The 21,034-nt window shown below is 59.4% G+C and carries 21 protein-coding genes; 14 read left to right on the top strand and 7 right to left on the bottom strand.

Going from position 1 to position 21,034, the window contains the following annotated elements:
- Positions 1–308: 308 nt before the first annotated feature.
- The gene (locus tag PI739_RS18255; RefSeq protein WP_003369297.1) at positions 309–818 is read right to left on the bottom strand and encodes a DUF1993 domain-containing protein; all 510 of its coding nucleotides are present in this window, start codon (positions 816–818) and stop codon (positions 309–311) included.
- Positions 819–972: 154 nt separating this feature from the next.
- Here PI739_RS18255 and PI739_RS18250 point away from each other — a divergent pair, with 154 nt between their 5' ends.
- Positions 973–1,647 (top strand): YceH family protein, encoded by a 675-nt coding sequence (locus PI739_RS18250; protein WP_054081493.1) that lies wholly within the window; start codon positions 973–975, stop codon positions 1,645–1,647.
- Positions 1,648–1,669: 22 nt separating this feature from the next.
- Here PI739_RS18250 and PI739_RS18245 read toward each other — a convergent pair whose 3' ends face one another.
- On the bottom strand, positions 1,670–2,485 hold the full coding sequence (locus tag PI739_RS18245) for a shikimate 5-dehydrogenase (protein WP_054081494.1): 816 nt from the start codon (positions 2,483–2,485) through the stop codon (positions 1,670–1,672).
- 211 nt (positions 2,486–2,696) lie between these two features.
- On the opposite strand from PI739_RS18245, the gene PI739_RS18240 reads away from it, so the two are divergent.
- Positions 2,697–3,053 (top strand): hypothetical protein, encoded by a 357-nt coding sequence (locus PI739_RS18240; RefSeq protein ID WP_003410180.1) that lies wholly within the window; start codon positions 2,697–2,699, stop codon positions 3,051–3,053.
- A gap of 172 nt (positions 3,054–3,225) precedes the next feature.
- Entirely contained in the window at positions 3,226–3,408 is a 183-nt protein-coding gene (locus PI739_RS18235; protein WP_003434175.1) for a hypothetical protein, read from the top strand.
- A gap of 96 nt (positions 3,409–3,504) precedes the next feature.
- Here PI739_RS18235 and PI739_RS18230 read toward each other — a convergent pair whose 3' ends face one another.
- A complete protein-coding gene (locus PI739_RS18230) occupies positions 3,505–4,065 on the bottom strand; it encodes a hypothetical protein (protein WP_058396988.1) in 561 nt (186 codons plus the stop codon).
- Positions 4,066–4,333: 268 nt separating this feature from the next.
- On the opposite strand from PI739_RS18230, the gene pbpG reads away from it, so the two are divergent.
- On the top strand, positions 4,334–5,269 hold the full coding sequence (gene pbpG / locus PI739_RS18225; protein ID WP_032609595.1) for a D-alanyl-D-alanine endopeptidase: 936 nt from the start codon (positions 4,334–4,336) through the stop codon (positions 5,267–5,269).
- Positions 5,270–5,340: 71 nt separating this feature from the next.
- Here pbpG and PI739_RS18220 read toward each other — a convergent pair whose 3' ends face one another.
- On the bottom strand, positions 5,341–6,771 hold the full coding sequence (locus PI739_RS18220) for an NAD-dependent succinate-semialdehyde dehydrogenase (protein ID WP_271352081.1): 1,431 nt from the start codon (positions 6,769–6,771) through the stop codon (positions 5,341–5,343).
- Positions 6,772–7,021: 250 nt separating this feature from the next.
- Between PI739_RS18220 and PI739_RS18215 the strand changes: the two genes are divergently transcribed.
- Positions 7,022–9,793, top strand: a complete 2,772-nt coding sequence (locus PI739_RS18215; RefSeq protein ID WP_271352080.1) for an RHS repeat domain-containing protein — start codon at positions 7,022–7,024, stop codon at positions 9,791–9,793.
- 107 nt (positions 9,794–9,900) lie between these two features.
- Here the strand turns inward: PI739_RS18215 and PI739_RS18210 are convergent, their stop codons facing one another.
- Together PI739_RS18210 and PI739_RS18205 are read right to left on the bottom strand one after the other, a co-directional pair.
- Positions 9,901–10,761 (bottom strand): glucose 1-dehydrogenase, encoded by an 861-nt coding sequence (locus PI739_RS18210; RefSeq protein ID WP_003434180.1) that lies wholly within the window; start codon positions 10,759–10,761, stop codon positions 9,901–9,903.
- Positions 10,762–10,873: 112 nt separating this feature from the next.
- Entirely contained in the window at positions 10,874–12,013 is a 1,140-nt protein-coding gene (locus PI739_RS18205; RefSeq protein WP_003434181.1) for a glutathione-independent formaldehyde dehydrogenase, read from the bottom strand.
- A 269-nt stretch (positions 12,014–12,282) separates the two neighbouring features.
- Here PI739_RS18205 and PI739_RS18200 point away from each other — a divergent pair, with 269 nt between their 5' ends.
- The 6 genes from PI739_RS18200 to PI739_RS18175 all read left to right on the top strand — a co-directional run bounded on the left by PI739_RS18200 (position 12,283) and on the right by PI739_RS18175 (position 17,245).
- Positions 12,283–12,873, top strand: a complete 591-nt coding sequence (locus PI739_RS18200; protein ID WP_003369275.1) for an amino acid synthesis family protein — start codon at positions 12,283–12,285, stop codon at positions 12,871–12,873.
- A 53-nt stretch (positions 12,874–12,926) separates the two neighbouring features.
- Positions 12,927–13,775: an alpha/beta fold hydrolase gene (locus tag PI739_RS18195; RefSeq protein WP_003434182.1), complete on the top strand. Its 849-nt coding sequence runs from the start codon at positions 12,927–12,929 to the stop codon at positions 13,773–13,775.
- Positions 13,772–15,253, top strand: a complete 1,482-nt coding sequence (locus tag PI739_RS18190; RefSeq protein WP_060707700.1) for an aldehyde dehydrogenase — start codon at positions 13,772–13,774, stop codon at positions 15,251–15,253. The genes PI739_RS18195 and PI739_RS18190 overlap by 4 nt, the downstream gene beginning before the upstream one ends.
- A 13-nt stretch (positions 15,254–15,266) precedes the next feature.
- Complete coding sequence (locus tag PI739_RS18185) at positions 15,267–15,752, top strand: flavin reductase family protein (protein ID WP_003434184.1); 486 nt, start codon at positions 15,267–15,269, stop codon at positions 15,750–15,752.
- Between the two features lie 175 nt (positions 15,753–15,927).
- Positions 15,928–16,680, top strand: coding sequence for a GntR family transcriptional regulator (locus PI739_RS18180; RefSeq protein WP_003369267.1), 753 nt, complete (start codon positions 15,928–15,930; stop codon positions 16,678–16,680).
- Position 16,681: 1 nt separating this feature from the next.
- Complete coding sequence (locus tag PI739_RS18175; RefSeq protein WP_003369265.1) at positions 16,682–17,245, top strand: NUDIX hydrolase; 564 nt, start codon at positions 16,682–16,684, stop codon at positions 17,243–17,245.
- A 32-nt stretch (positions 17,246–17,277) separates the two neighbouring features.
- On the opposite strand, the gene PI739_RS18170 is transcribed toward PI739_RS18175, so the two are convergent.
- Positions 17,278–17,568 (bottom strand): DUF1330 domain-containing protein, encoded by a 291-nt coding sequence (locus PI739_RS18170; protein ID WP_003434186.1) that lies wholly within the window; start codon positions 17,566–17,568, stop codon positions 17,278–17,280.
- Between the two features lie 94 nt (positions 17,569–17,662).
- On the opposite strand from PI739_RS18170, the gene ribBA reads away from it, so the two are divergent.
- The 3 genes from ribBA (at position 17,663) to PI739_RS18155 (ending at position 21,029) form a co-directional block, all read left to right on the top strand.
- Entirely contained in the window at positions 17,663–18,772 is a 1,110-nt protein-coding gene (gene ribBA / locus PI739_RS18165; protein WP_058416163.1) for a bifunctional 3,4-dihydroxy-2-butanone-4-phosphate synthase/GTP cyclohydrolase II, read from the top strand.
- A 290-nt stretch (positions 18,773–19,062) separates the two neighbouring features.
- Positions 19,063–20,088 carry an ABC transporter substrate-binding protein gene (locus tag PI739_RS18160; protein WP_058416162.1) on the top strand — a complete coding sequence of 342 codons (1,026 nt, stop codon included), beginning with the start codon at positions 19,063–19,065 and terminating at the stop codon, positions 20,086–20,088.
- Positions 20,073–21,029 (top strand): ABC transporter permease, encoded by a 957-nt coding sequence (locus PI739_RS18155; RefSeq protein ID WP_072366517.1) that lies wholly within the window; start codon positions 20,073–20,075, stop codon positions 21,027–21,029. The genes PI739_RS18160 and PI739_RS18155 overlap by 16 nt, the downstream gene beginning before the upstream one ends.
- Positions 21,030–21,034: the final 5 nt, after the last annotated feature.

The raw sequence follows: 21,034 nt of genomic DNA, 5'->3' as shown, positions 1-21,034 counted from the left end.
GCGTCGAAACTTCTCAATCCGGCAAGGCAGTGACTAAACAGTGCATCCTGTAAGATGCCGAAGCTCACGCCAAAGCTCCGTGAAAGCGTAACGAACTGCACCCATACGCTGAGCACGCGTCGGTGTAAACCAGCCCGTTTTTGATTCTGGCCGAGGGCCGTGGGAGCGGGCCTGCTCGCGAAGAGGCCGGTACAGCCCTCAGGAAAGAGGGCGCTCGATGCATCGACTTCGTGAGCAATACGGATCGCCGCCCCGGTCACTCCCACACCCTTCGGGCAGAAGCCTGTAAGCCCTTTATTTCGGGCGTTTTAGAACTTGCCCATGAAATCACGCTTGCCGATTTCAACGCCGTTGTGGCGCAGCAGATCGTAGGCAGTCGTGACGTGAAAGAAAAACTGCGGCAAGGCGTAGCTGAGCAGATAGGCCTGACCGTTCAGGCGCTTTTCCTTTTCAGTGCCGGGACGCAGGACGATTTCGATGCCTTCCTTGCCGTCGACCTGATCAGGGGTGATGCTGCCGATGAACGCGAGTGTCTTGGCAAGCAGAGCCTGCAACTCGGCAAAGGTGGTTTCGGTGTCATCGTATTGCGGGATCTCGACGCCTGCCAGGCGCGCGGAAGCACCCTTGGCAAAATCGACGGCGATCTGCACCTGACGGGTGAACGGCAGCATATCCGGGAACAGACGTGCCTGTAGCAGGGCTGGCGGCTGAATTTTCTTCTCGGTCGCGTAGGCTTCGGCTTTGGTCAGAACGTCGCTCAGCGCGTTGAGCATTTGCTGAAAGACAGGAATGGAAGCGGCGTACAGGGAAATAGACATGACATATCCTGATTGAGAAAGGCGCAATTATAGACCCACATGACGCCAAACGCCGTGACACTTTTCAGCGCCCCTGCAGATCCGTGCAGCAGACACTGGCAATAATGTCCGCCACGCCCTACGCTGATCCACCGCCATCACTCAGGGAAGCGCCATGTCCATCGAATCGTCCTCCACCGAATCCTCCCCGAATGCCGAGGCGTTACAACTCAACGGCGTTGAAGTGCGCATTCTGGGCTGCCTGATCGAGAAACAGGCGACCAACCCGGAAACCTATCCGCTGACCCTCAATGCACTGGTGATTGCCTGCAACCAGAAGACCAGTCGTGACCCGGTCATGAACCTCACCCAGGGTCAGGTCGGCCAGAGCCTGCGAGCCCTGGAAGGCCGCGGTCTGACGCGGCTGGTCATGGGCAGTCGCGCCGATCGCTGGGAACACAGGGTCGACAAGGGGCTCGAGCTGGTCCCGGCGCAGGTGATACTCACTGGCCTGTTGCTGCTGCGCGGGCCACAGACCGTCAACGAGCTGCTGACCCGCAGTAACCGCATGCACGACTTCGAGGACAGCGAGCAGGTCGTGCACCAGCTGGAACGTCTGATCGCCAGAGGTCTGGCGATGCTCGTGCCGCGCCAGTCGGGCCAGCGCGAAGACCGTTACATGCACCTGCTGGGCGACCCGGAATCCCTGCAGGAGCTACTTGCCGCCCGCCAGCACACACCGGAGCGACCTTCGGCAAGTCCGGCGGCCAACTCGCGTATCGATGAGCTGGAGGCACGGGTCGCGGCCCTTGAAGAACGACTGGCCAGACTGGAGCACGCCGAGGAGTAACGCGCCCTGCCCGACCTGCCGGCTAGCCGGCTCTGGCGAAGGCGGCCGCCTGCTGATACTGCTCGTCGGTCGGGCGCACCCCGGTATAGAGCACAAACTGCTCCAGTGCCTGGATCGCCGCCACTTCATCACCACTCACCACACGCTTGCCCAGGCGACGTGCAGCCTGGATCAGCGGCGTGTCGGCCGGGGTAGCCACCACATCGAAAACCGTTTCAGCGGCGTCGATGGCTTGCAGGTCAAACGACAGCTCGTCAGCTTGCGCGCCCTGCATCCCTAATGGAGTGACATTGACCAGCAAGGGTGGCCGCGCGCTACCCAGCTCCGCTTGCCAGCGAAAGCCGCACGCCTCTGCGAGACGCCGGCCGGCCTGCTCGTTACGGGCCACGATCAGCCCCTCGGTGAAACCCGCATCACGCAGCGCGAACGCGACTGCCTTGGCCATTCCCCCGCTTCCACGCAGGGCAAACGCGCTGCGCGGCACCGCATGGCTCTCCATCAGTTGAGCGACAGCGATGTAATCGGTGTTGAACGCCTTCAGATGCCCGTCGGTGTTGACGATGGTATTGATCGACTGGATAGCGGCAGCTGAGGCGTCCAGTTCGTCGACCAGTTCGATGCAGGCCTCCTTGAAGGGCATCGAAACTGCGCTGCCACGAATCCCCAGCGAGCGTATGCCGGCCACGGCGGCGGCGAGGTCTTTGGGGGCGAAAGTCTTGTAATAGAAGTTCAAGCCCAACTGCTGATAAAGATGATTATGGAAACGCACACCAAAGTTGCCGGGACGGGCGGCCATGGACATGCACAATAATGTCTCCCTGTTAGCAGTGACGGACATCGGGTGTTTCCTCCAGACGGTAATGGCTTGAATCTTCGATAGAAGCGTATGCTACGCACCAGCGAGCGCGAGGACATACGCGGCACACCTTACATAAAATTTACTCAGCACTTTCGCAGATTCTTACAATTTCGGTGTCATAGTGTTATCCCGTGGCAGTGCTTGAGAGTGATGCAGGCGCGCGACAACGGGTTGAGAGCGAGGAACAGTCATGATTCGTCAAATCCCCAAGATCGCCTTGTTTGTAGGTGCCCTGGCCCTTGCTGGCCAGGCGAATGCTGACCGTGGCTGGGGTGGCCCTGCCGTGGTAGGTGCTATCGTTGGCGCTGCCGTTGTCGGGGCGGCGGTATCTTCAGGTCGCGACAGAACGGTGTACGTCGAGCGCGAGCCGGTATACGTGCAACAGCAGCCGGTCTACTACGCGCCGCCACCGGTCTATTACCAGCCGGCCCCGGTCTATCAGGTTGTGGAGCGCTACCCACCGCCTCCACCGCCAGGCTACTACCACCGTTACGGGCCACCGCCAGGCCCCGGCTATTACTACGGTCCGCCACGCGGCCGCTGGTAACAGAACAAAAAACCCGCCTTTTCAGGCGGGTTTTTCGTTGCTGTGCTCACATAATTGGCTGCCAATGCAATGCGCCAAACCCTCGTTGTTATCAATGACCACTATTGAGAGCGTCGATTTCTGACTTGCCCGCCCGCCCTCTACAGTAGCGCCATGGATTGAGGAGGCACTTATGGCCAAGGTACACATCATGTCCGTCGTCGGTAGCGCAGTTCCAGCCCCGCTCAGAGAGCGCGGCCTGTTGGCCTGCTGGTACCTCATTCAGGATGGCGAACCCGTCAGCGGCCCGCTCGCGTCATTGCCTGTTGCAGAGGCCCTGTCGCGGCAACTGCAGTGTCAGCCCCTCAACAGCTGACTTCTTCTGCAAACCTCGTGCGTTGCTCCGCACATCCCTTGCCCGCCTCTTCGATGGCGGGCTTTTTTTTGCCATGGAAAAAGCCGGTGACCAGACTCAGCCGCGCTCGGCCATGGCCGCGTTGACCTGACAGCGATGGGCCAGTTTCTGCAGGCGTTTCTCCAGCGCCATGAACACCACACGATCGGTACGGCCACTGTCGAGCTCATCGATCAGGTCATTGGCGACCTGACGCAATTCGTAAGCCAGCACCACGCGGTCATCATTGAGGTCCTGTTTATGCGACTCGAACAGGCGATGCAGGTAATCCTGCAAGGTGTATTTCAGGCTATGCCGGTCACTGGCGCGCAGATGGGTCAGGTTGAGGCTGATACGGCCCTGCAGTTCGCTCAGCTCGCCGCACAGGTACTGCATGCGCCGCGCGTAACCCACTTCCCGGTCACGTATCTGCTTGTGCGCCAGTTCCGCTTCCTGCTTGCGCTGGATGGCCGGTACTGCCACGGCGGCCATCAGCCCGACGATCAGACCGATCGCCTGCATCCAGCCGGCCCAGTCACTCGGACGTGAGGTAAAGCCGACACCCAGCAGCAGAATGACGATCAATGAAGCGATGATCACCAGTACTGCGTAATCCTTGCTGACAAACCCCTTGAGCATTGCATGACTCCTGAATCGGTGACCTGAATGGCATGGAATGCTAATCGGTGCGGGCCTTGCGCACCACGAATATTCAATTGAGATGTGGTTTTTGGCAGGTTCCAGAGCAGAAAGCGACTTAACAGCAACTTAATGAATGACCGATTGCGTCATTTATTGCGCAAACGCCCACCCCAGCCCATCGACATACAGCAAAGTCTGCTCATAAAATGCAGCGTTTTGACGCGATCCCTTCCATTTACCACCTTTTATCGAGTGAGCCTTGCTCTTGAAAATCCGTCTGTCTCTTTTGGGCCTATTATTTGTACTTACCGGCCCGGTGCTTTCTACCCCTACGCTGGCAAATGAACCCGCCGTTCTGAACCGTGATCCTTCCAACCTGCACCTTGCCTCGGGCAGCGCAATGGTCATCGACCTGCAGACCGACAAGGTGCTGTATTCCAGCAACCCGGATGTGATCGTGCCGATTGCCTCGGTCACCAAGCTGATGACCGCGATGGTCGTGCTGGATGCCAAGCAGCCGATGGACGAAGTCATTCCGGTGAACATTTCCCAGACACCGGAAATGAAAGGCGTCTTCTCCCGAGTCAAGCTCGGCAGTGAAATGAACCGTCGGGACATGTTGCTGATCACCCTGATGTCCTCGGAAAACCGCGCGGCGGCCAGCCTGGCGCACAGCTATCCGGGCGGCTATCCGGCGTTCATTCTGGCGATGAACGCCAAGGCCAAGGCGCTGGGCATGAAGCACACGGCCTACGTCGAACCCACCGGCCTGTCGGTGTACAACGTGTCGACCGCGCGCGACCTCACCAAGCTGGTGATGGCGGCGCGCAAATACCCGCTGCTCAGTGAACTGAGCACCACCGAGCAGAAGACCGTGACCTTCCGCAAACCGACCTACACCCTCGGTTTCAGCAACACAGATCATCTGGTGCGCAAGGATAACTGGGACATCAAGCTGACCAAGACCGGCTTTACCAACCAGGCCGGTCACTGCCTGGTGCTGCTGACCAGCATGGCCAACCGCCCGGTTTCAGTGGTGATTCTCGATGCGTTCGGCAAGTACACGCACTTTGCCGACGCCAGCCGCATACGCAAGTGGATGGAAACCGGTCAGAGCGGCCCAGCGCCCGAAGTGGCCCTGCAGTACAAGAAGGAAAAGAATCTGGTCATGAGACAGACCGGTATTCAAGCCAGAGACTGAGTCACGCTGGCAACGAAAAACGGTCGCGATGCTTGCACATCGCGACCGTTTTTTATTTCCCCGAGCGACACTCAGTTGTATTGAGTGACCAGCTTGGTATTCAGGTAGGCCTCAATGGCCTCGGTGCCGCCTTCGGAACCGTAACCGGAATCCTTGATCCCGCCGAACGGTACTTCCGGCAAGCCGATGCCCTGATGATTGATCGACAGCATCCCCGCTTCGATAAAGGTACTCAGCGCTTGCGCAGTCTTCATCGACGTGGTGAAGGCATAGGATGCCAGCCCGAACGGCACGCGGTTTGACTCGGCAATCGCCTCCTCTAGCGTGTCGAAAGGCACCAGCAACGCGACAGGGCCGAAAGGCTCCTCATTCATGATGCGCATCTGCGGCTTCAGGCCACTCAACACGGTCGGCTCGAAGAAATAGCCCGCCCCCTCGACAGCCTTGCCACCGGCAGACAGCGTCGCGCCACCACGCACCGCGTCATCGATCAGATCGACCAGCGCAGGAATACGTCGATCATTGGCCACAGGGCCCATGGTGGTGCCCACCTCCAGACCGTTACCCACCTTGATTTCGCGAGTCAGGCCAACGAATTTCTCGGTGAACGCGTCGAGTACCTTGCGCTGCACCAGAATCCTGGTCGGCGACACGCAGACCTGCCCGGCATTACGGAACTTGGCGGTGGCCAGCACGCGAGCAGCGAGGTCGATATCCGCATCATCGAACACCAGCGCCGGTGCATGACCACCCAGTTCCATGGTTGCCCGCTTCATGTGCTTGCCAGCCAATGCGGCCAGTTGCTTGCCGACCGGCGTAGAGCCAGTGAACGTGACTTTGCGAATGACCGGATGCGGAATCAGGTAGCCGGAGATTTCTGCCGGATCACCGTAGACCAGACCGATGACGCCAGCCGGCACACCGGCATCGGCGAAAGCGCGAATCAGTTCGGCAGGCGACGCCGGCGTTTCTTCCGGGGCCTTGACGATGATCGAGCAGCCCGCAGCCAGTGCCGAGGACAACTTGCGCACCACCTGGTTGATCGGGAAATTCCAAGGCGTGAACGCAGCGACCGGGCCGACCGGCTCCTTGATGACTTTCTGTTCGATGGACACGCCCCGCGACGGCACGAGACGACCATAACTGCGACGCCCTTCTTCGGCCAGCCAGTCGATGATGTCAGCCGCCGACAGGGTTTCCATGCGCGCTTCGGCCAAGGGCTTGCCCTGCTCCTGCGTCATGATTCGGGCGATGCTGTCTGCACGCTCGCGAATCAGGTTCGCCGCTTTCTGCATCAGCTTGTAGCGATCATAAGCCGAGGTGGCACGCCAGGTGGCAAAGCCACGCTCGGCCGCCGCCAGAGCTTCGTCAAGGTCGGCGATACCGGCATGCGCCACAGTGCCCAGCGCCTCGCCCGTCGCCGGGTTGATGACTGACAACGTGCGATTGTCGCGGCTTGCGCGCCATTGACCATCGATATAAAGCTGTACGTCTGGATACATGAACAATTTCTCCATAAGTCGCTGAAAGGAACGGTGTGACCGACGGATCAGACTCGCTGATCGGCACCGGCCATCGGCAAAAATGTCAAGCGCTACGGCTCGTCGATTTTGCGACGCGTCATGACGCGCGTCGACAGGCTCACAACACGTTTGAAGCCGGTGGTCTCATAGGCCTGCGCTATGCTGCACTTACGACGATACTTTACTTACATAGCCTGGACTCAAGTCACCAGTCAGGGATGACGTGATCATGAACGTACAGTCTGCCGCATTGCATCATCATACGCCCCGCCTGAGTGTCATTGAGCCACGCGGCCTGGAGATTCGCGCGATTGATTTTTGGCGCAACCAGGCCACGGACACGCCGGCAGTTCTTATAAACCGCGTGGCTCATGATGCTGCCGGGCATCCGGTCAACTGCTGGGATGCAAGGCTCTGGGAAAGCCAGGCTGCCGTCAATCTTGCCACTGTGTTTTCCCTGAGTGGTCAGGCGCTTTTCAGCAACAGTGTTGATGCCGGTTGGCGGCTGATGTTGGCCGGTGACAGCGGCGCGGTCGTGGCTGGATGGGATGGCCGTGGGACTGAGCGGAGCGTGCAGTATGACGCCCTACTCAGACCCGTTGCCATCATTGAAAACGGACGCTGCGTCGAGCGGCGGCAATACGGCGGGCCGGATACCAAGGGCCATAATCAGTGCGGCCAATGTATACGCCATGATGACCCGGCTGGTTCGCGAATGGATAACGAGTTCGCCTTGGCGGGTGGCGTGCTTGAACAGACGCGGCATTTCCACTTCAATCCCGAAAATGTCGACTGGCCAGAACCGCTGGCAGAACGTGACGCCCTGCTCGAATCTGGTCCAGGCGCGACTACGCGCTGGGCACACAGTCCGCTTGGCGATGTCATCTCGCAAACGGACGCCCAGCGTAACGTCCAGACCTTTGCCCATACTGTGGCAGGTCATATTGAGGCCATTTCACTTAGCCTCCCCGGACAGACAGAGCGAGTTCTGGTTCACAGTATCGATTACGACGCTCAAGGCCACGTAACCTCGGAAACGGCTGGCAACGGCGTTGTGACCACGGCGGTGCACGACGCCGCAGATGGCCGTCTGATTGAACTCAAAGGCACACGGGCAGATGGTCAACTGCTGCAACATCTGCTGTATGACTACGACCCGGTGGGCAATGTCCTGCGTATCGATGATCACGCCCAGCCGACACGGTGTTGTGCCGGTCAGCGCATCGAGCCGGTGTCGACTTATCAATACGACACGCTTTATCAGTTGATACAGGCTACCGGCAGGGAAGCCAAGAAAGTCAACCAAGGCCCTGTTTTTCCATCCTTCCAGTGTCCGCTCGACCTGACGCAGCTGGCCAATTACACGCAAACCTACCGCTATGATGCGAGCGGCAATCTGTTGCAACTGACCCACACGGGCACCCAGTCCCACTCGCGCACCCTGATCACTTCGCAAACCAGCAATCGCAGCCTGCCAGTTATCAACGATCGACCGCCGGATGAAGCGGCCATCGCTGCCGCGTTCGACGCCAATGGCAATCTGAATGAGTTGCAAGCCGGGCAAGCGATGAGCTGGGACTGGCGTAATCAGTTGCAGCAAGTGCGGCCGGTGGTTCGGGCAGCGGGTGACGACGACAAAGAGCGCTACATCTACGACGCCAGTGGGCAACGCCTGCGCAAAATCCATACGACCAAGGCGAAAGCCGTTGTCCACAGTGCCGAAGTGCGCTACTTACCAGGCCTGGAGGTGCACAGCAACAGCGCCACAGCCGAGACTTTGCACGTTATCGTCACCCAGGCCGGGCGCAACGAGGCTCGGGTATTGCACTGGCAGACGGGTCAACCCGAAGGACTTGAAAACGATCAGGTTCGCTACAGCTTCGCCGATCATCTGGGGTCCGGCACCCTGGAGCTGGATAACAACGCGCACATCATCAGCCAGGAAAGTTACTACCCGTTTGGTGGTACCTCGTGGTGGGCAGGGCGCAGTACGATTGAAGCCAGCTATAAAACCATTCGATATTCCGGCAAGGAACGCGATGCGACGGGGCTGTACTACTACGGCCTGCGCTATTACGCGCCGTGGTTGCAGCGATGGATCAATCCGGACCCGGCGGGCACAGTGGGCGGGATGAATCTGTATCGTTTTGTCAAGAATTCGCCTTTGCGGTTTGCTGATCAACAGGGGGCTGCTCCCTACGACGTGCCCATTACCGTTGTCGTTGCAAAGGACCTTTCCGAGTTCGCGCCTGAGCAGCTATCCAAAATGTATGACGTTAGGGATGTTGCCGTTTCGTTATTGGAGTTCACGCGTTCCGAGCTGCTAAAAGCATCACCGAGGCGAGACGTAAACAAGGCTTTCGACGCAACCTTTGGCGCGCTGGATCCGAGCGCTCGCGCCGCTACGAGCATCGACGTGGAAGATTCGTTACGGCAGATGCAGGAGCTCATTGAGTCCATCGGCAGTCCAGACTCTGATCTGACGCTGTTTCTTTTTAACGGACCCGAGGACATCCTCGCATCGACTGATTTTCAAGGCGAGTTTCAGGAATCGGTCGAACGGATTGGGGTGTCAACCTCTCTTCTTGCCAACTACGATGTGCTGGAAGTTGCACGATCCCTTATTCACGAGACCACCCATGTCCGCCTGAATACAGTGGATGCGTTTTATTATCTGACGGATGCCAGTAAGCGCCTCGTTAATGGAGCGGATGCCACACAGGTTAAGACGTGGTCAGGCGAGCTCCGAAAGTCGTTAAGAAAAATCTCGACGCATGGCCCCAGGGAAAACCGATTCGATCCAGCCAACTATATACTCGCCATGCAGGCGTTGACCGAGAATGCGCACACCCGAGCAGAGCGAAAACAAGAGTTCTTGAGCAACACAACGACCCGAACTTCATTATTGCTGATGAATGCCGACACGCTTTCGTCGCTTGTCATGGCGACCGGTCAGCCTGCCCGATATGCGCAGACACGGATGAATCAGTCTGGAAATTAGACAATCAATGGCAGTACCCGCTTGAGCAAATACAGAGTGTCATTGACGCCTGAAAAAACGGTGCCTGTTTGAGCACCGTTTCAACAAAAAAGGCGTTGTCGGGGTAATTACAGAATCGGCTTGCCGCCCGTCACTGCATAGCGCGAGCCGGAAATGTAACTGGCTTCGTCAGAGGCCAGCAGCACATAGATCGGCGAAACTTCCACCGGCTGCCCCGGGCGCCCCAGCGGTGTCTCGCTACCGAAGCTTTTCACATCTTCGTCGGTCATGGTCGCCGGGATCAACGGGGTCCAGATCGGACCTGGAGCAACGCTGTTCACGCGGATGCCCTTCTCGCCCAGCAACTGCGCCAGACCACCGGTGAAGTTGGCGATTGCGCCCTTGGTGGTTGCGTAGGCCAGCAACGTCGGCTTGGGCATGTCCGAATTGACCGAACTGGTATTGATGATCGAACCACCCCGCGGCATATGCGGAACCGTAGCCTTGCAGATGCGAAACATCGCCGTGATGTTGATATCGAAGGTTTTGACCCATTCTTCGTCGGAGATTTCGTCCAGCGTTTCATGCGTCATCTGGAACGCAGCGTTGTTGACAAGCACATCGATGCGACCAAACTCTGCAACGGTCTTGCTCACGATGTCTTCGCATTGCTGCTTCTGTGCCAGGTCGCCCGGCAACAGCAGACATTTACGGCCCGCCTCTTCGACCCAGCGCTTGGTTTCTTGCGCGTCTTCATGCTCGTTCAAGTAGGAGATCGCGACCTGCGCGCCTTCACGTGCAAAGGCGATCGCGACTGCGCGGCCGATGCCGCTGTCGGCGCCGGTGATCAGCGCGATCTTGCCCTGCAGGCGTCCGGAGCCCTTGTAGCTCTTTTCACCGCAATCGGGATAGGGGTCCATCTTGCCCTGCATGCCTGGAACATCTTGTGGCTGGCTGGCAAATGGCGGCTTTGGGTATTCTTCGTTCATCTGAATAAATCTCGTCGAATAAAATGTTCTGACTGAAACGCTGACGCCCTTGTCGATCGCCTGTGGCAGATACGACAAGGGCTCTCAGGCAAGGCCTGGTCAACTGCGCTTATCACGCACCTGGCTTGAGCACGACCTTGGTCCAGCCTTCATCACGCGCATCGAAGTGCTTGTAGGCGTCAGGGCCTTCTTCAAGTTTCAGGCGATGGGAAATGATCTGCGACGGCTTGGCGCGATCGTGGTGGATCAGCTCGGCAAGGCGACGGTTGTAAGCCTTGACGTTGGCTTGGCCGGTGCGGATCTGCTGGCCCTTGAACCAGAACGAACCGAAGTCGAAGGCCATCTTGCCTTCCCTCGCGAGGTCGCTTTTGGCGCCCGGATCCTGCGGCACGAAAACGCCCACGACGCCGATTCCACCTGTCGCCTTGGTCGAGGCAACGAGATTGTTCATGGTGACGTGGTTGGCCTCGTGACCATGACGGTCGCAGCACTGATAACCAACGCACTCACAGCCACGGTCGGTGCCTTTGCCATCGGTCAGATTGAGGATCTGATCCACTGCGCCCTGCTCCAGCGAGTTGATCGGCGTCGCGCCCATCTTCGCCGCGAGTGCCAGACGATCTGGATGGTTGTCGACCACGAACACCTGCGACGCGCCCTTGATCATCGCCGAGTGGGCAGCCATCAGGCCGACCGGACCGGCACCATAGATGGCAACGCTTTCGCCAGGCAGCAGCCCGGCCAGTTCGGTGGCATGCCAACCGGTAGGAAAGATGTCCGAGAGCATGACGTAATCCTCTTCACGCTCGGCGGCATCTTCGGGCAACAGCAGGCAGTTGAAGTCGGCATACGGCACACGCAACAGCTCGGCCTGGCCACCTTCATGATCGCCCATGTCAGCAAAGCCGTAAGCCGCACCCGCGCTGCCCGGGTTGGCGGTCAGGCAATAACCGGTCAGGCCCTTCTCACAGTTTTCGCAAAAGCCGCAGCCAATATTGAACGGCAGGCACACCCAGTCGCCCACTTTGATACGGTCGACCCCGGCGCCGACTTCGATCACCTGGCCGAGGTTCTCATGGCCGAAAATGCGCCCGGTCTCGAAAGACGTGCGGCCTTCGTACATGTGCAGGTCCGAGCCACAGATATTGGTGGAGGTCACTCGGACAAGAGCATCTGTTGGCTTCTGGATCTTCGCATCCGGTACGTTTTTGACACTGACGTCACGCGGACCGCCATAGACGATAGCTTTCATGTTCTGAGTCTCCTTGGGTGAAAAATTCGACAGGGCCTTTTATGGCCCACCGAATATCTGTCACGACCAGAAGACGCCTGTTCAAAGCGATTGCCTTCGTACCTGACGAATGGTCATTGATGAACGCGTGCCAGCGCTGCGCGCCCGCAGTGATTCGGGCAAATGAGGCGAGTCCCGGCCCCTGTATTCACTGCAAAGAAAGCATTTGCACGCACGATCTTATGGTATACCATCAGACGAAATACAAAAGCTCGCTCCGGGAGTCGTTCATGAGTTTTGAAATTCGCAAGATCGTCACGTACACCGAAGAAACCTTTATCGAGGGCGGCAAGGCCGCCGACAAGCCGGTCACCATGATCGGGCTGGCGGCCGTGATCAAGAACCCTTGGCTGGGCCGTGGTTTCGTCGAAGACCTGAAACCGGAGATTCGCGCCAACTGCTCCACACTGGGCGAGTTGATGGTCAAGCGCCTCACCGATGCGATTGGCGGCGCGCAGAACATCGAGGCCTACGGCAAGGCTGCAGTGGTCGGGGCGGAAGGCGAAATCGAACACGCTTCGGCCGTGATCCATACCCTGCGCTTTGGCAATCATTACCGTGAGGCCGTCAAGGCCAAGAGCTACCTGAGCTTCACCAACAAACGCGGCGGCCCAGGTACGTCGATCCAGATTCCGATGATGCACAAGGACGATGAAGGGCTGCGCTCGCACTACATCACCCTGGAAATGCACATCGAAGATTCGCCGCGTGCCGACGAAATCATCGTAGTCCTTGGTGCCGCCAACGGTGGACGCCTGCACCCACGAATCGGCAATCGCTATATAGACCTGGAAGAGCTGGCGGCCGAAAAAGCCCAGTAACTCATGAAGGGCTCGTCGCCCGATCACCTTTGTCATCTGCGCAGGAGCGATCCATGATTCAGCTCACCGCTGAACACACCCCGGCGGGTACCAGCTATCTGGCTACCGGCCAAGGTCACCCCGTGGTGTTGATTCACGGGGTGGGCCTTAACAAGGAAATGTGGGGCGGCCAGATCGTCGGGCTGGCCACGCAATATCAGGTCATCGCCTACGACATGCTGGGCCACGGTGCCAGCCCTCGCCCCCACCCGGATACGGGTCTGCCAGGCTATGCCGAACAACTGCACGAGCTGCTGACGCACTTGCAACTGCCGCAGGCGGCGGTCGTCGGTTTCTCGATGGGCGGACTGGTGGCGCGTGCGTTTGCGCTGGAGTTTTCCCAGCACCTGTCGGGGCTGGTGGTGCTCAACAGCGTCTTCAATCGCAGCGCGGAACAGCGTGCCAGCGTCATTGCGCGCACCAGTCAGGCTGCCGAGCATGGCCCGGACGCCAATGCGGGCGAAGCGCTGTCACGCTGGTTCAGCCGCGAGTATCAGGCGGCCAGCCCGGCCCAGATTGCGGCCATTCGGCACAACCTGGCCAGCAACGATCCGCAGGGTTACCTGACCACGTACAAGCTGTTCGCCACTCAGGATATGTACCGCGCCGAGGATCTGGGCGATATTCGCGCACCGACGTTGATCGCCACGGGCGAACTTGACCCGGGATCGACGCCCGAAATGGCCCGCGAACTGGCCGCGCGTATCCCTGGTGCCGATGTCGCGATATTGCCCGATCAGCGTCATATGATGCCGGTTGAATCGCCACGCCTGGTCAACCAGGTATTGCTCGGTTTCTTCGAAAAGATCGGCCTCGACAAACCGGCGTCCGCTCACCATTCGATCAAGGGGATTGTTGCATGAGCCTTACCCGCTTTCAGATGTGCATCGACGGTCAATGGGTCGATGCGTTGTCCGGCAAGACCTTCGACAGCCTCGATCCGGCGCGGGCCGAACCCTGGGCGCAACTGCCGGATGCTGACGAAGCTGACGTCGAGCGGGCCGTTCAGGCCGCCCAGAAAGCCTTCGAGGGTCAGGCCTGGCGCGGCCTGACGGCCACGGCACGCGGCAAGCTGCTGCGTAAACTGGGCGACCTGATTGCCGAAAACAGGGAGCAACTGGCACAGCTGGAAAGCCGCGACAACGGCAAACTGATTCGCGAAACCCGCGGGCAGGTCGGCTATCTGCCCGAATTCTTTCATTACACCGCAGGGCTGGCTGACAAACTCGAAGGCGGCACTTTGCCCCTCGACAAGCCCGACCTGTTCGCCTACACCGTGCACGAACCGATGGGCGTAGTGGCCGGGATCATACCTTGGAACAGCCCGCTGTACCTGACCGCCATCAAGCTGGCCCCGGCACTGGCGGCAGGCAACACCATTGTCCTCAAACCCTCGGAACACGCCTCGGCCACCGTGCTCGAGCTGGCGCGTCTGGCACTTGAAGCCGGCATTCCACCGGGCGTGGTCAACGTCATCACCGGTTACGGCCCGACCACTGGCGCGGCCCTCACCCGGCACCCGCTGGTGCGCAAGATAGCCTTCACCGGTGGCGCGGCCACGGCGCGTCATGTGGTGCGCAGCAGCGCGGAGAACTTCGCCAAACTGTCGCTGGAACTGGGCGGAAAATCACCCAACATCATCTTCGCCGACGCCGATCTGGACAGCGCCATCAATGGCGCCGTCGCCGGCATCTATGCGGCGTCCGGGCAAAGCTGTGTTTCCGGCTCGCGATTGCTGGTGCAGGACGAAATCTACGACGAGTTCGTCGAACGCCTGGCAGAGCGCGCCAGTCGTATCCGCATCGGCAATCCGCAGGATGAAGGCACCGAAATGGGTCCGATGGCCACCGCTCAGCAACTGGCCGTGGTAGAAGGCCTGGTGGCCGACGCGCTGGCCGAAGGTGCACGCCTGCGTCTGGGCGGCAAGCGACCGACGCTGGACAGCAAAGGCTGGTTCTATGAACCTACGCTGTTCGAGTGCGATCACAATTCGATGAAGATCATGCAGGAAGAAGTATTCGGCCCGGTGGCATCGGTGATTCGTTTCAAGGACGAAGCCGAAGCGCTGGCCATCGCCAACGACTCCCAGTTTGGTCTCGCCGCCGGAATATGGACCCGCGACCTTGGCCGGGCACACCGTCTGGCGCGGGATATTCGCTCAGGTATCATCTGGGTCAATACGTATCGAGCCGTGTCGGCCATGGCGCCCATCGGCGGTTTCAAAAATAGCGGCTACGGTCGTGAGAGCGGGATAGACTCCGTGCTGGCCTACACCGAACTGAAAACGGTGTGGATCAACCTTTCGCAGGCGCCCATGCCTGATCCATTTGTCATGCGTTAACGAGGCCGCTGCGATGATAGAACCCGGTATTTACAAAGAAGTCATGGCGTCATTCCCTTCGGGCGTGACCATCGTCACCACCCTCGACCCTGAGGGCAACCTGTTCGGTATTACTGCCAGCGCATTCAGTGCGCTGTCCATCGACCCGGCCCTGGTGCTGTTCTGCCCTAACTATGAGTCGGACACTTACCCGGTGTTGCGTGACAGCAAAAAATTCGCGATTCACCTGCTGTCTGCCGACCAGCAGATAGAAGCCTATGCCTTCGCCAGTAAGGGCAAGGACAAGACCAAGGGCATCGAGTGGCAGTTGAGCGAGCTGGGCAATCCGCTGCTGAGCAAGGCCACGGCGATCATCGAGTGTGAGCTGTGGCGGGAATACGACGGCGGCGATCACGCGATCATTGTCGGCGAGGTGAAAAACCTGATCCTGCCCGCGACACCGGTCACACCGATGGTCTATCACCGGGGCAAGATGGGTGCACTGCCAGCCATCGTCTGAGGTAGCTCAGGGCAGTCTTGGTGGTTGCAGGCACGGGCGTGATAAACTCGGCCGCGACCCGGGTTCATCCATCCGGGCCATGCAGCAGCCCGCGCGGTTTGCGGGTTGCCGACATGAGCGAGACGTTATTTCCAGTCACGTTTTTACTTTGACAGCCCCATTCCGAGCACACCCGATGAAACGCCTGCCTCTCGACGACACCTTCAAGGTCAACCGCAACCCCGTCACACTGCGCGAGATCGTGCTGGACAAGCTGCGCAGCGCAATCATGAACTTTCAACTGCTGCCGGGCGATCGTCTGGTCGAGCGTGATCTGTGTGACCGCCTCGGGGTAAGCCGCACGTCGGTTCGCGAAGCACTGCGCCACCTGGAATCCGAAGGCCTGGTGGAGTTCGCCGATGCCAAGGGCCCGCGTGTTGCAATCATCACGCTGGCTGATGCCTGCGATATCTACGAACTACGCTGCGTGCTGGAAGGCCTGATCGTTCAGCTGTTTACCCTGCGGGCCAAGCCCAAGGACATTCGCGCTCTGGAAAAAGCCCTGGAGGAAAATCGTCAGGCGCTCAAGGAAGGCGAACTGCAGCAGGTGATCGACTCGGTCCAGGGTTTCTACGATGTATTGCTGGAAGGCTCGGGCAACCATGTGGCCGCGACCCAGCTACGCCAGTTGCAGGCGCGCATCAGCTACCTGCGCGCCACCTCGGTATCCCAGGAAAATCGCCGCGGTGCCAGCAACAAGGAAATGGAGCTCATGGTCGAAGCGATCAAGAGCGGCGACCCGCTGGCCGCGCACCAGGCGTCGGTCGATCACGTACGCAACGCCGCACGTGTGGCGCTGGAATACCTCAAATCCAAGCAGGACGAAGACAGCAAAGTCCGTGACATCATCGCCCCCGTTGCGCTGAAAGAACCTCGCATAGGTCGCTGAAATGGCCACACCGCGCTTCTGTCCTCAATGCGGTAGCGCTGATCTGGCTCAGCGTGTCCCGTCTGGCGATACGCACGTGCGGCTGGTCTGTGGCGGCTGTCAGTATATTCACTACATCAACCCGAAGATCATCGCGGGTTGCATCATCGAGCAGGAAGGCAAGTACCTGCTTTGCCAGCGCGCCATCCCGCCGCGCCCGGGCACCTGGACACTGCCTGCCGGTTTCATGGAAAGCGGCGAAACCACCGAGCAGGCGGCGCTGCGTGAAGTCTGGGAAGAAACCGGTGTGCGCGCCGAGATCCTTTCGCCCTACTCTATCTTCAGCGTGCCGCGCATCAGCGAAGTCTACATTGTGTTCCGCGCCATCGCGCTGGAGGTGACCGGCCAGTTCGGCCCGGAAACCCTGGATTACAGATTCTTCGCCCCCGAAGACATCCCGTGGGACAGCATCTATTACCCCGCCATCCGCCAGATACTGGAACGCTATATCGAAGAACGTCAGGCGGGTGTCTACGGTATTTATATCGGTAACGACGACACCGGCAAGGTGCACTTTATCCGGTGAATGCCTGAAGCTTTCAGCTCGCAACTGAACGCTTAAAACTGCCCCTCGACGATCACGATCTCGGCCTTCGAAGCACCCTGCCTGTGGCTCATCGCATGCTGGTACTCGGGCGACCGATAACAGGCCAGCGCCTTCTCGTAGGATTCAAATTCGATAATCACCGTGCGCTGCGGCGTATCACGCCCTTCGAGCGCCTCGGAACGTCCGCCGCGCGCGAGGAACCTGCCACCAAACAGCTCGAAAGCCGCGGGGGCGCGCTGGGTGTATTCGCTGTACTGCTGAGGGTCGGTCACATCAACGTGTGCAATCCAATAGGCTTTCATCGCGGTCTCACTGTTTCATTGATAGGCAATCTGTGAAATATTCTGTCTTATGGTATACCACGATTCATCCACCCATAAAACCGGGAAACTGACTATGGCGTTCGATCGCATCGAAGACATCATCGAAGACTACCGCCAAGGCAAGATGGTGTTGCTGGTCGACGACGAAGACCGGGAAAACGAAGGCGATCTGCTATTGGCTGCCGATTGCTGTTCGCCACAGGCCATCAGCTTCATGGCCCGCGAAGCGCGCGGTCTGATCTGCCTGACGCTGACCGACGAACACTGCCAGCGTCTGGGCCTGGAACAGATGGTACCCAGCAACGGCAGCGTATTCGCCACCGCGTTCACGGTGTCCATCGAAGCGACCACAGGTGTGACCACCGGCATCAGCGCGGCAGATCGTGCGCGTACCGTTCAGGCTGCCGTCAACCCGCACGCAGTACCGGAAGACCTGGTGCAGCCGGGCCATATCTTTCCATTGCGCGCGCGTGACGGCGGCGTCCTGACCCGTGCCGGGCATACCGAAGCGGGCTGCGACCTGGCCCGGCTGGCCGGTTTCACGCCAGCGTCGGTCATCGTTGAAGTCATGAATGATGACGGCAGCATGGCCAGAAGACCTGACCTGGAAGTGTTTGCCAAAAAGCACGGCATCCGCATCGGCACCATCGCCGACCTGATCCATTACCGCCTGAGCACCGAACACACCATCGTCAGGATTGGCGAGCGCGAACTGCCGACCGTGCACGGCACCTTCCGTCTGTTCAGCTACGAAGACCGCATCGAAGGTGGCGTGCACATGGCCATGGTGATGGGCGACATCCGCCGTGACGCCGCCACGCTGGTGCGCGTGCATGTTGTCGACCCGCTGCGCGACCTGGTCGGTGCCGAATACAACGGCCCCGCCAACTGGACGCTTTGGGCCGCCCTGCAACGTATCGCTGAAGAAGGTCACGGCGTGGTGGTGGTGCTCGCCAACCACGAATCTTCCCAAGCGCTGCTGGAGCGCATTCCACAGCTCACCCAGCCGCCACGCCAATACACGCGTTCGCAATCACGTATTTATTCCGAGGTCGGTACGGGCGCACAGATCTTGCAGGATCTGGGCGTCGGCAAGCTGCGCCACCTCGGGCCGCCACTGAAATACGCAGGGTTGACTGGCTACGATCTGGAAGTGATTGAAAATATTCCGTTTCCCGGCTGAACAGGCAAACGCTTGGCGCGCGAGCCTGATAATCCACTGCCTTTAACCGAAGGCGCTGACCAAAAAAGCCACCGTGAAGGCGTTTTGACAGGGCAAAACGCTTGCAGAAAGTTTGGAATACCATAATATGACATTCCATAAATACAAGATCTGGTCAGACGCCCCCGGCGAGGGACAGCACTAATAACAGCACCTGACCTGTACAAGGTTTCAAGGCCCATTGGACCTACTGCTCCCGATTACGCGGGCAAGAAAAGCCCGCTCAAAACACAACAAATGAGGGCGTAAAAATGGTGTTGAACAAACGTGCAACAGCAGTCCTGGCCGCTGGCGTGCTGGCTTTCTCAAGTGTCGCCGCTACTGCCGCCGAGAGCGTCAACTTCGTGAGTTGGGGCGGCTCCACGCAGGACTTTCAGAAGGAGGCCTGGGCGGCACCGTTCAGCAAGGCCAGCGGCATCACCGTCGTGCAGGACGGTCCTACCGACTACGGCAAACTCAAGGCCATGGTCGAAAGCGGTAACGTGCAGTGGGACGTTGTCGATGTCGAAGCCGACTTCGCCCTGCGCGCCGCCAGTGAAGGCCTGCTGGAGCCTCTGGACTTCACCGCCATCAAACGCGACGAGATCGACAAACGTTTCGTGACTGACCACGGCGCCGGTTCGTTCTTCTTCTCCTTCGTGCTCGGCTACAACGAAAGCAAAGTCGGCGGTAAGGCGCCGGGTGACTGGGCCGCGATGTTCGACACCAAGACCTACCCTGGCAAGCGCGCGCTGTACAAGTGGCCAAGCCCCGGCGTGCTGGAACTGGCTCTGTTGGCCGATGGTGTAGCGCCTGACAAGCTTTACCCGCTGGACCTCGACCGCGCCTTCAAGAAACTCGACACCATCAAGAAGGACATCGTCTGGTGGGGCGGCGGTGCGCAGTCCCAGCAACTGCTGGCTTCCGGCGAAGTGTCGATGGGGCAGATGTGGAACGGCCGGGTCTACGCCCTGCAGCAGGATGGCGCGCCGGTGGGTGTGAGCTGGAAACAGAATCTGGTCATGGCTGACTTTCTGGTCGTACCCAAGGGCGCAAAGAACAAGGACGCTGCGATGAAATTCATCGCCAATGCAACCAGTGCCAAAGGCCAGGCGGACTTCTCCAATCTCAGTGCCTATGCCCCGGTCAATACCCAGAGCGTTGCGCGCCTGGACTCTACGCTGGCACCTAACCTGCCGACCGCGCACGTTGCCGATCAAATCACTCTCGACTTCGCATACTGGGCCAAGAACGGCGCTGATATTGCGACACGGTGGAACGAATGGCTGGTCAAGTAAAAATGACAGCGGTTGCTCCTCGTCAATCCATGCCGGCCGGGGGTGCTTCCAGCACCGCTGGCACGGCCAGCCAGAAGGCGCCGGGCATGCAGGCATCCCCTTCCCTCGCACAGCGCTGGCGTGGCAGCCGCAATCTGCTTCCGGCGCTGATCTTCCTCGGACTGTTCTTCTTCGCGCCGCTGATTGCCCTGCTGCTGCGGGGCGTGCTGGAACCGGTGCCGGGCCTTGGCAACTATGAGCAACTGTTTGCCAACTCGGCCTACTCGCGGGTGCTGCTCAATACCTTTTCCGTAGCCGGTCTGGTGACGCTGTTCAGCCTGCTGCTGGGCTTCCCGCTCGCCTGGGTGATCACCCTGGTGCCGCGCGGCTGGGGACGCTGGATTCTGAATATCGTGCTGTTGTCGATGTGGACCAGCCTGCTGGCCCGTACCTATTCGTGGCTGGTGCTGTTGCAGGCCTCAGGGGTCGTCAACAAGGCCTTGATGGCCATGGGCATCATCGATCAACCGCTGGAAATGGTGCACAACCTGACCGGTGTGGTGATCGGCATGAGCTACATCATGATTCCGTTCATCGTCCTGCCGCTGCAGGCGACCATGCAAGCCATCGATCCCATGGTGCTGCAGGCGGGTTCGATCTGCGGCGCCAGCCCATGGAGCAATTTCTTCAGAGTGTTCCTGCCACTGTGCCGTCCGGGGCTGTTTTCCGGAGGCCTGATGGTGTTTGTCATGTCGCTCGGTTATTACGTCACCCCGGCGCTGCTCGGCGGCGCGCAGAACATGATGCTGCCCGAATTCATCGTCCAGCAGGTGCAGTCGTTCCTCAACTGGGGGCTGGCCAGTGCCGCCGCTGCGTTGCTGGTGCTGATCACGCTGGTGCTGTTCTACTTCTACCTGAAGCTCCAGCCGGAATCACCGGTCGGCGCCAGCAATGCGAGGTAAACCGC

Origin of the sequence: Pseudomonas cerasi (genome assembly GCF_027983475.1) — a bacterium.
Classification (GTDB): Bacteria; Pseudomonadota; Gammaproteobacteria; order Pseudomonadales; family Pseudomonadaceae; genus Aquipseudomonas; species Aquipseudomonas cerasi.
The sequence above is the reverse complement of the archived record's forward strand: the minus strand, read 5'-3'. Positions and strand labels throughout refer to the sequence as shown.

What these genes read in the sequence shown, in the direction of transcription:
- PI739_RS18195 (WP_003434182.1), top strand. Translation starts at nt 12,927, where the DNA reads ATGATTCAGCTCACCGCTGAACACACCCCGGCGGGTACCAGCTATCTG.
- PI739_RS18180 (WP_003369267.1), top strand. Translation starts at nt 15,928, where the DNA reads ATGAAACGCCTGCCTCTCGACGACACCTTCAAGGTCAACCGCAACCCC.
- PI739_RS18205 (WP_003434181.1), bottom strand. Translation starts at nt 12,013, where the DNA reads ATGAAAGCTATCGTCTATGGCGGTCCGCGTGACGTCAGTGTCAAAAAC.
- PI739_RS18200 (WP_003369275.1), top strand. Translation starts at nt 12,283, where the DNA reads ATGAGTTTTGAAATTCGCAAGATCGTCACGTACACCGAAGAAACCTTT.
- PI739_RS18220 (WP_271352081.1), bottom strand. Translation starts at nt 6,771, where the DNA reads ATGTATCCAGACGTACAGCTTTATATCGATGGTCAATGGCGCGCAAGC.
- PI739_RS18170 (WP_003434186.1), bottom strand. Translation starts at nt 17,568, where the DNA reads ATGAAAGCCTATTGGATTGCACACGTTGATGTGACCGACCCTCAGCAG.
- PI739_RS18255 (WP_003369297.1), bottom strand. Translation starts at nt 818, where the DNA reads ATGTCTATTTCCCTGTACGCCGCTTCCATTCCTGTCTTTCAGCAAATG.
- PI739_RS18190 (WP_060707700.1), top strand. Translation starts at nt 13,772, where the DNA reads ATGAGCCTTACCCGCTTTCAGATGTGCATCGACGGTCAATGGGTCGAT.
- PI739_RS18240 (WP_003410180.1), top strand. Translation starts at nt 2,697, where the DNA reads ATGATTCGTCAAATCCCCAAGATCGCCTTGTTTGTAGGTGCCCTGGCC.
- PI739_RS18160 (WP_058416162.1), top strand. Translation starts at nt 19,063, where the DNA reads ATGGTGTTGAACAAACGTGCAACAGCAGTCCTGGCCGCTGGCGTGCTG.
- ribBA (WP_058416163.1), top strand. Translation starts at nt 17,663, where the DNA reads ATGGCGTTCGATCGCATCGAAGACATCATCGAAGACTACCGCCAAGGC.
- PI739_RS18250 (WP_054081493.1), top strand. Translation starts at nt 973, where the DNA reads ATGTCCATCGAATCGTCCTCCACCGAATCCTCCCCGAATGCCGAGGCG.
- PI739_RS18245 (WP_054081494.1), bottom strand. Translation starts at nt 2,485, where the DNA reads ATGTCCGTCACTGCTAACAGGGAGACATTATTGTGCATGTCCATGGCC.
- PI739_RS18215 (WP_271352080.1), top strand. Translation starts at nt 7,022, where the DNA reads ATGAACGTACAGTCTGCCGCATTGCATCATCATACGCCCCGCCTGAGT.
- PI739_RS18175 (WP_003369265.1), top strand. Translation starts at nt 16,682, where the DNA reads ATGGCCACACCGCGCTTCTGTCCTCAATGCGGTAGCGCTGATCTGGCT.
- PI739_RS18235 (WP_003434175.1), top strand. Translation starts at nt 3,226, where the DNA reads ATGGCCAAGGTACACATCATGTCCGTCGTCGGTAGCGCAGTTCCAGCC.
- PI739_RS18230 (WP_058396988.1), bottom strand. Translation starts at nt 4,065, where the DNA reads ATGCTCAAGGGGTTTGTCAGCAAGGATTACGCAGTACTGGTGATCATC.
- PI739_RS18185 (WP_003434184.1), top strand. Translation starts at nt 15,267, where the DNA reads ATGATAGAACCCGGTATTTACAAAGAAGTCATGGCGTCATTCCCTTCG.
- PI739_RS18155 (WP_072366517.1), top strand. Translation starts at nt 20,073, where the DNA reads ATGGCTGGTCAAGTAAAAATGACAGCGGTTGCTCCTCGTCAATCCATG.
- PI739_RS18210 (WP_003434180.1), bottom strand. Translation starts at nt 10,761, where the DNA reads ATGAACGAAGAATACCCAAAGCCGCCATTTGCCAGCCAGCCACAAGAT.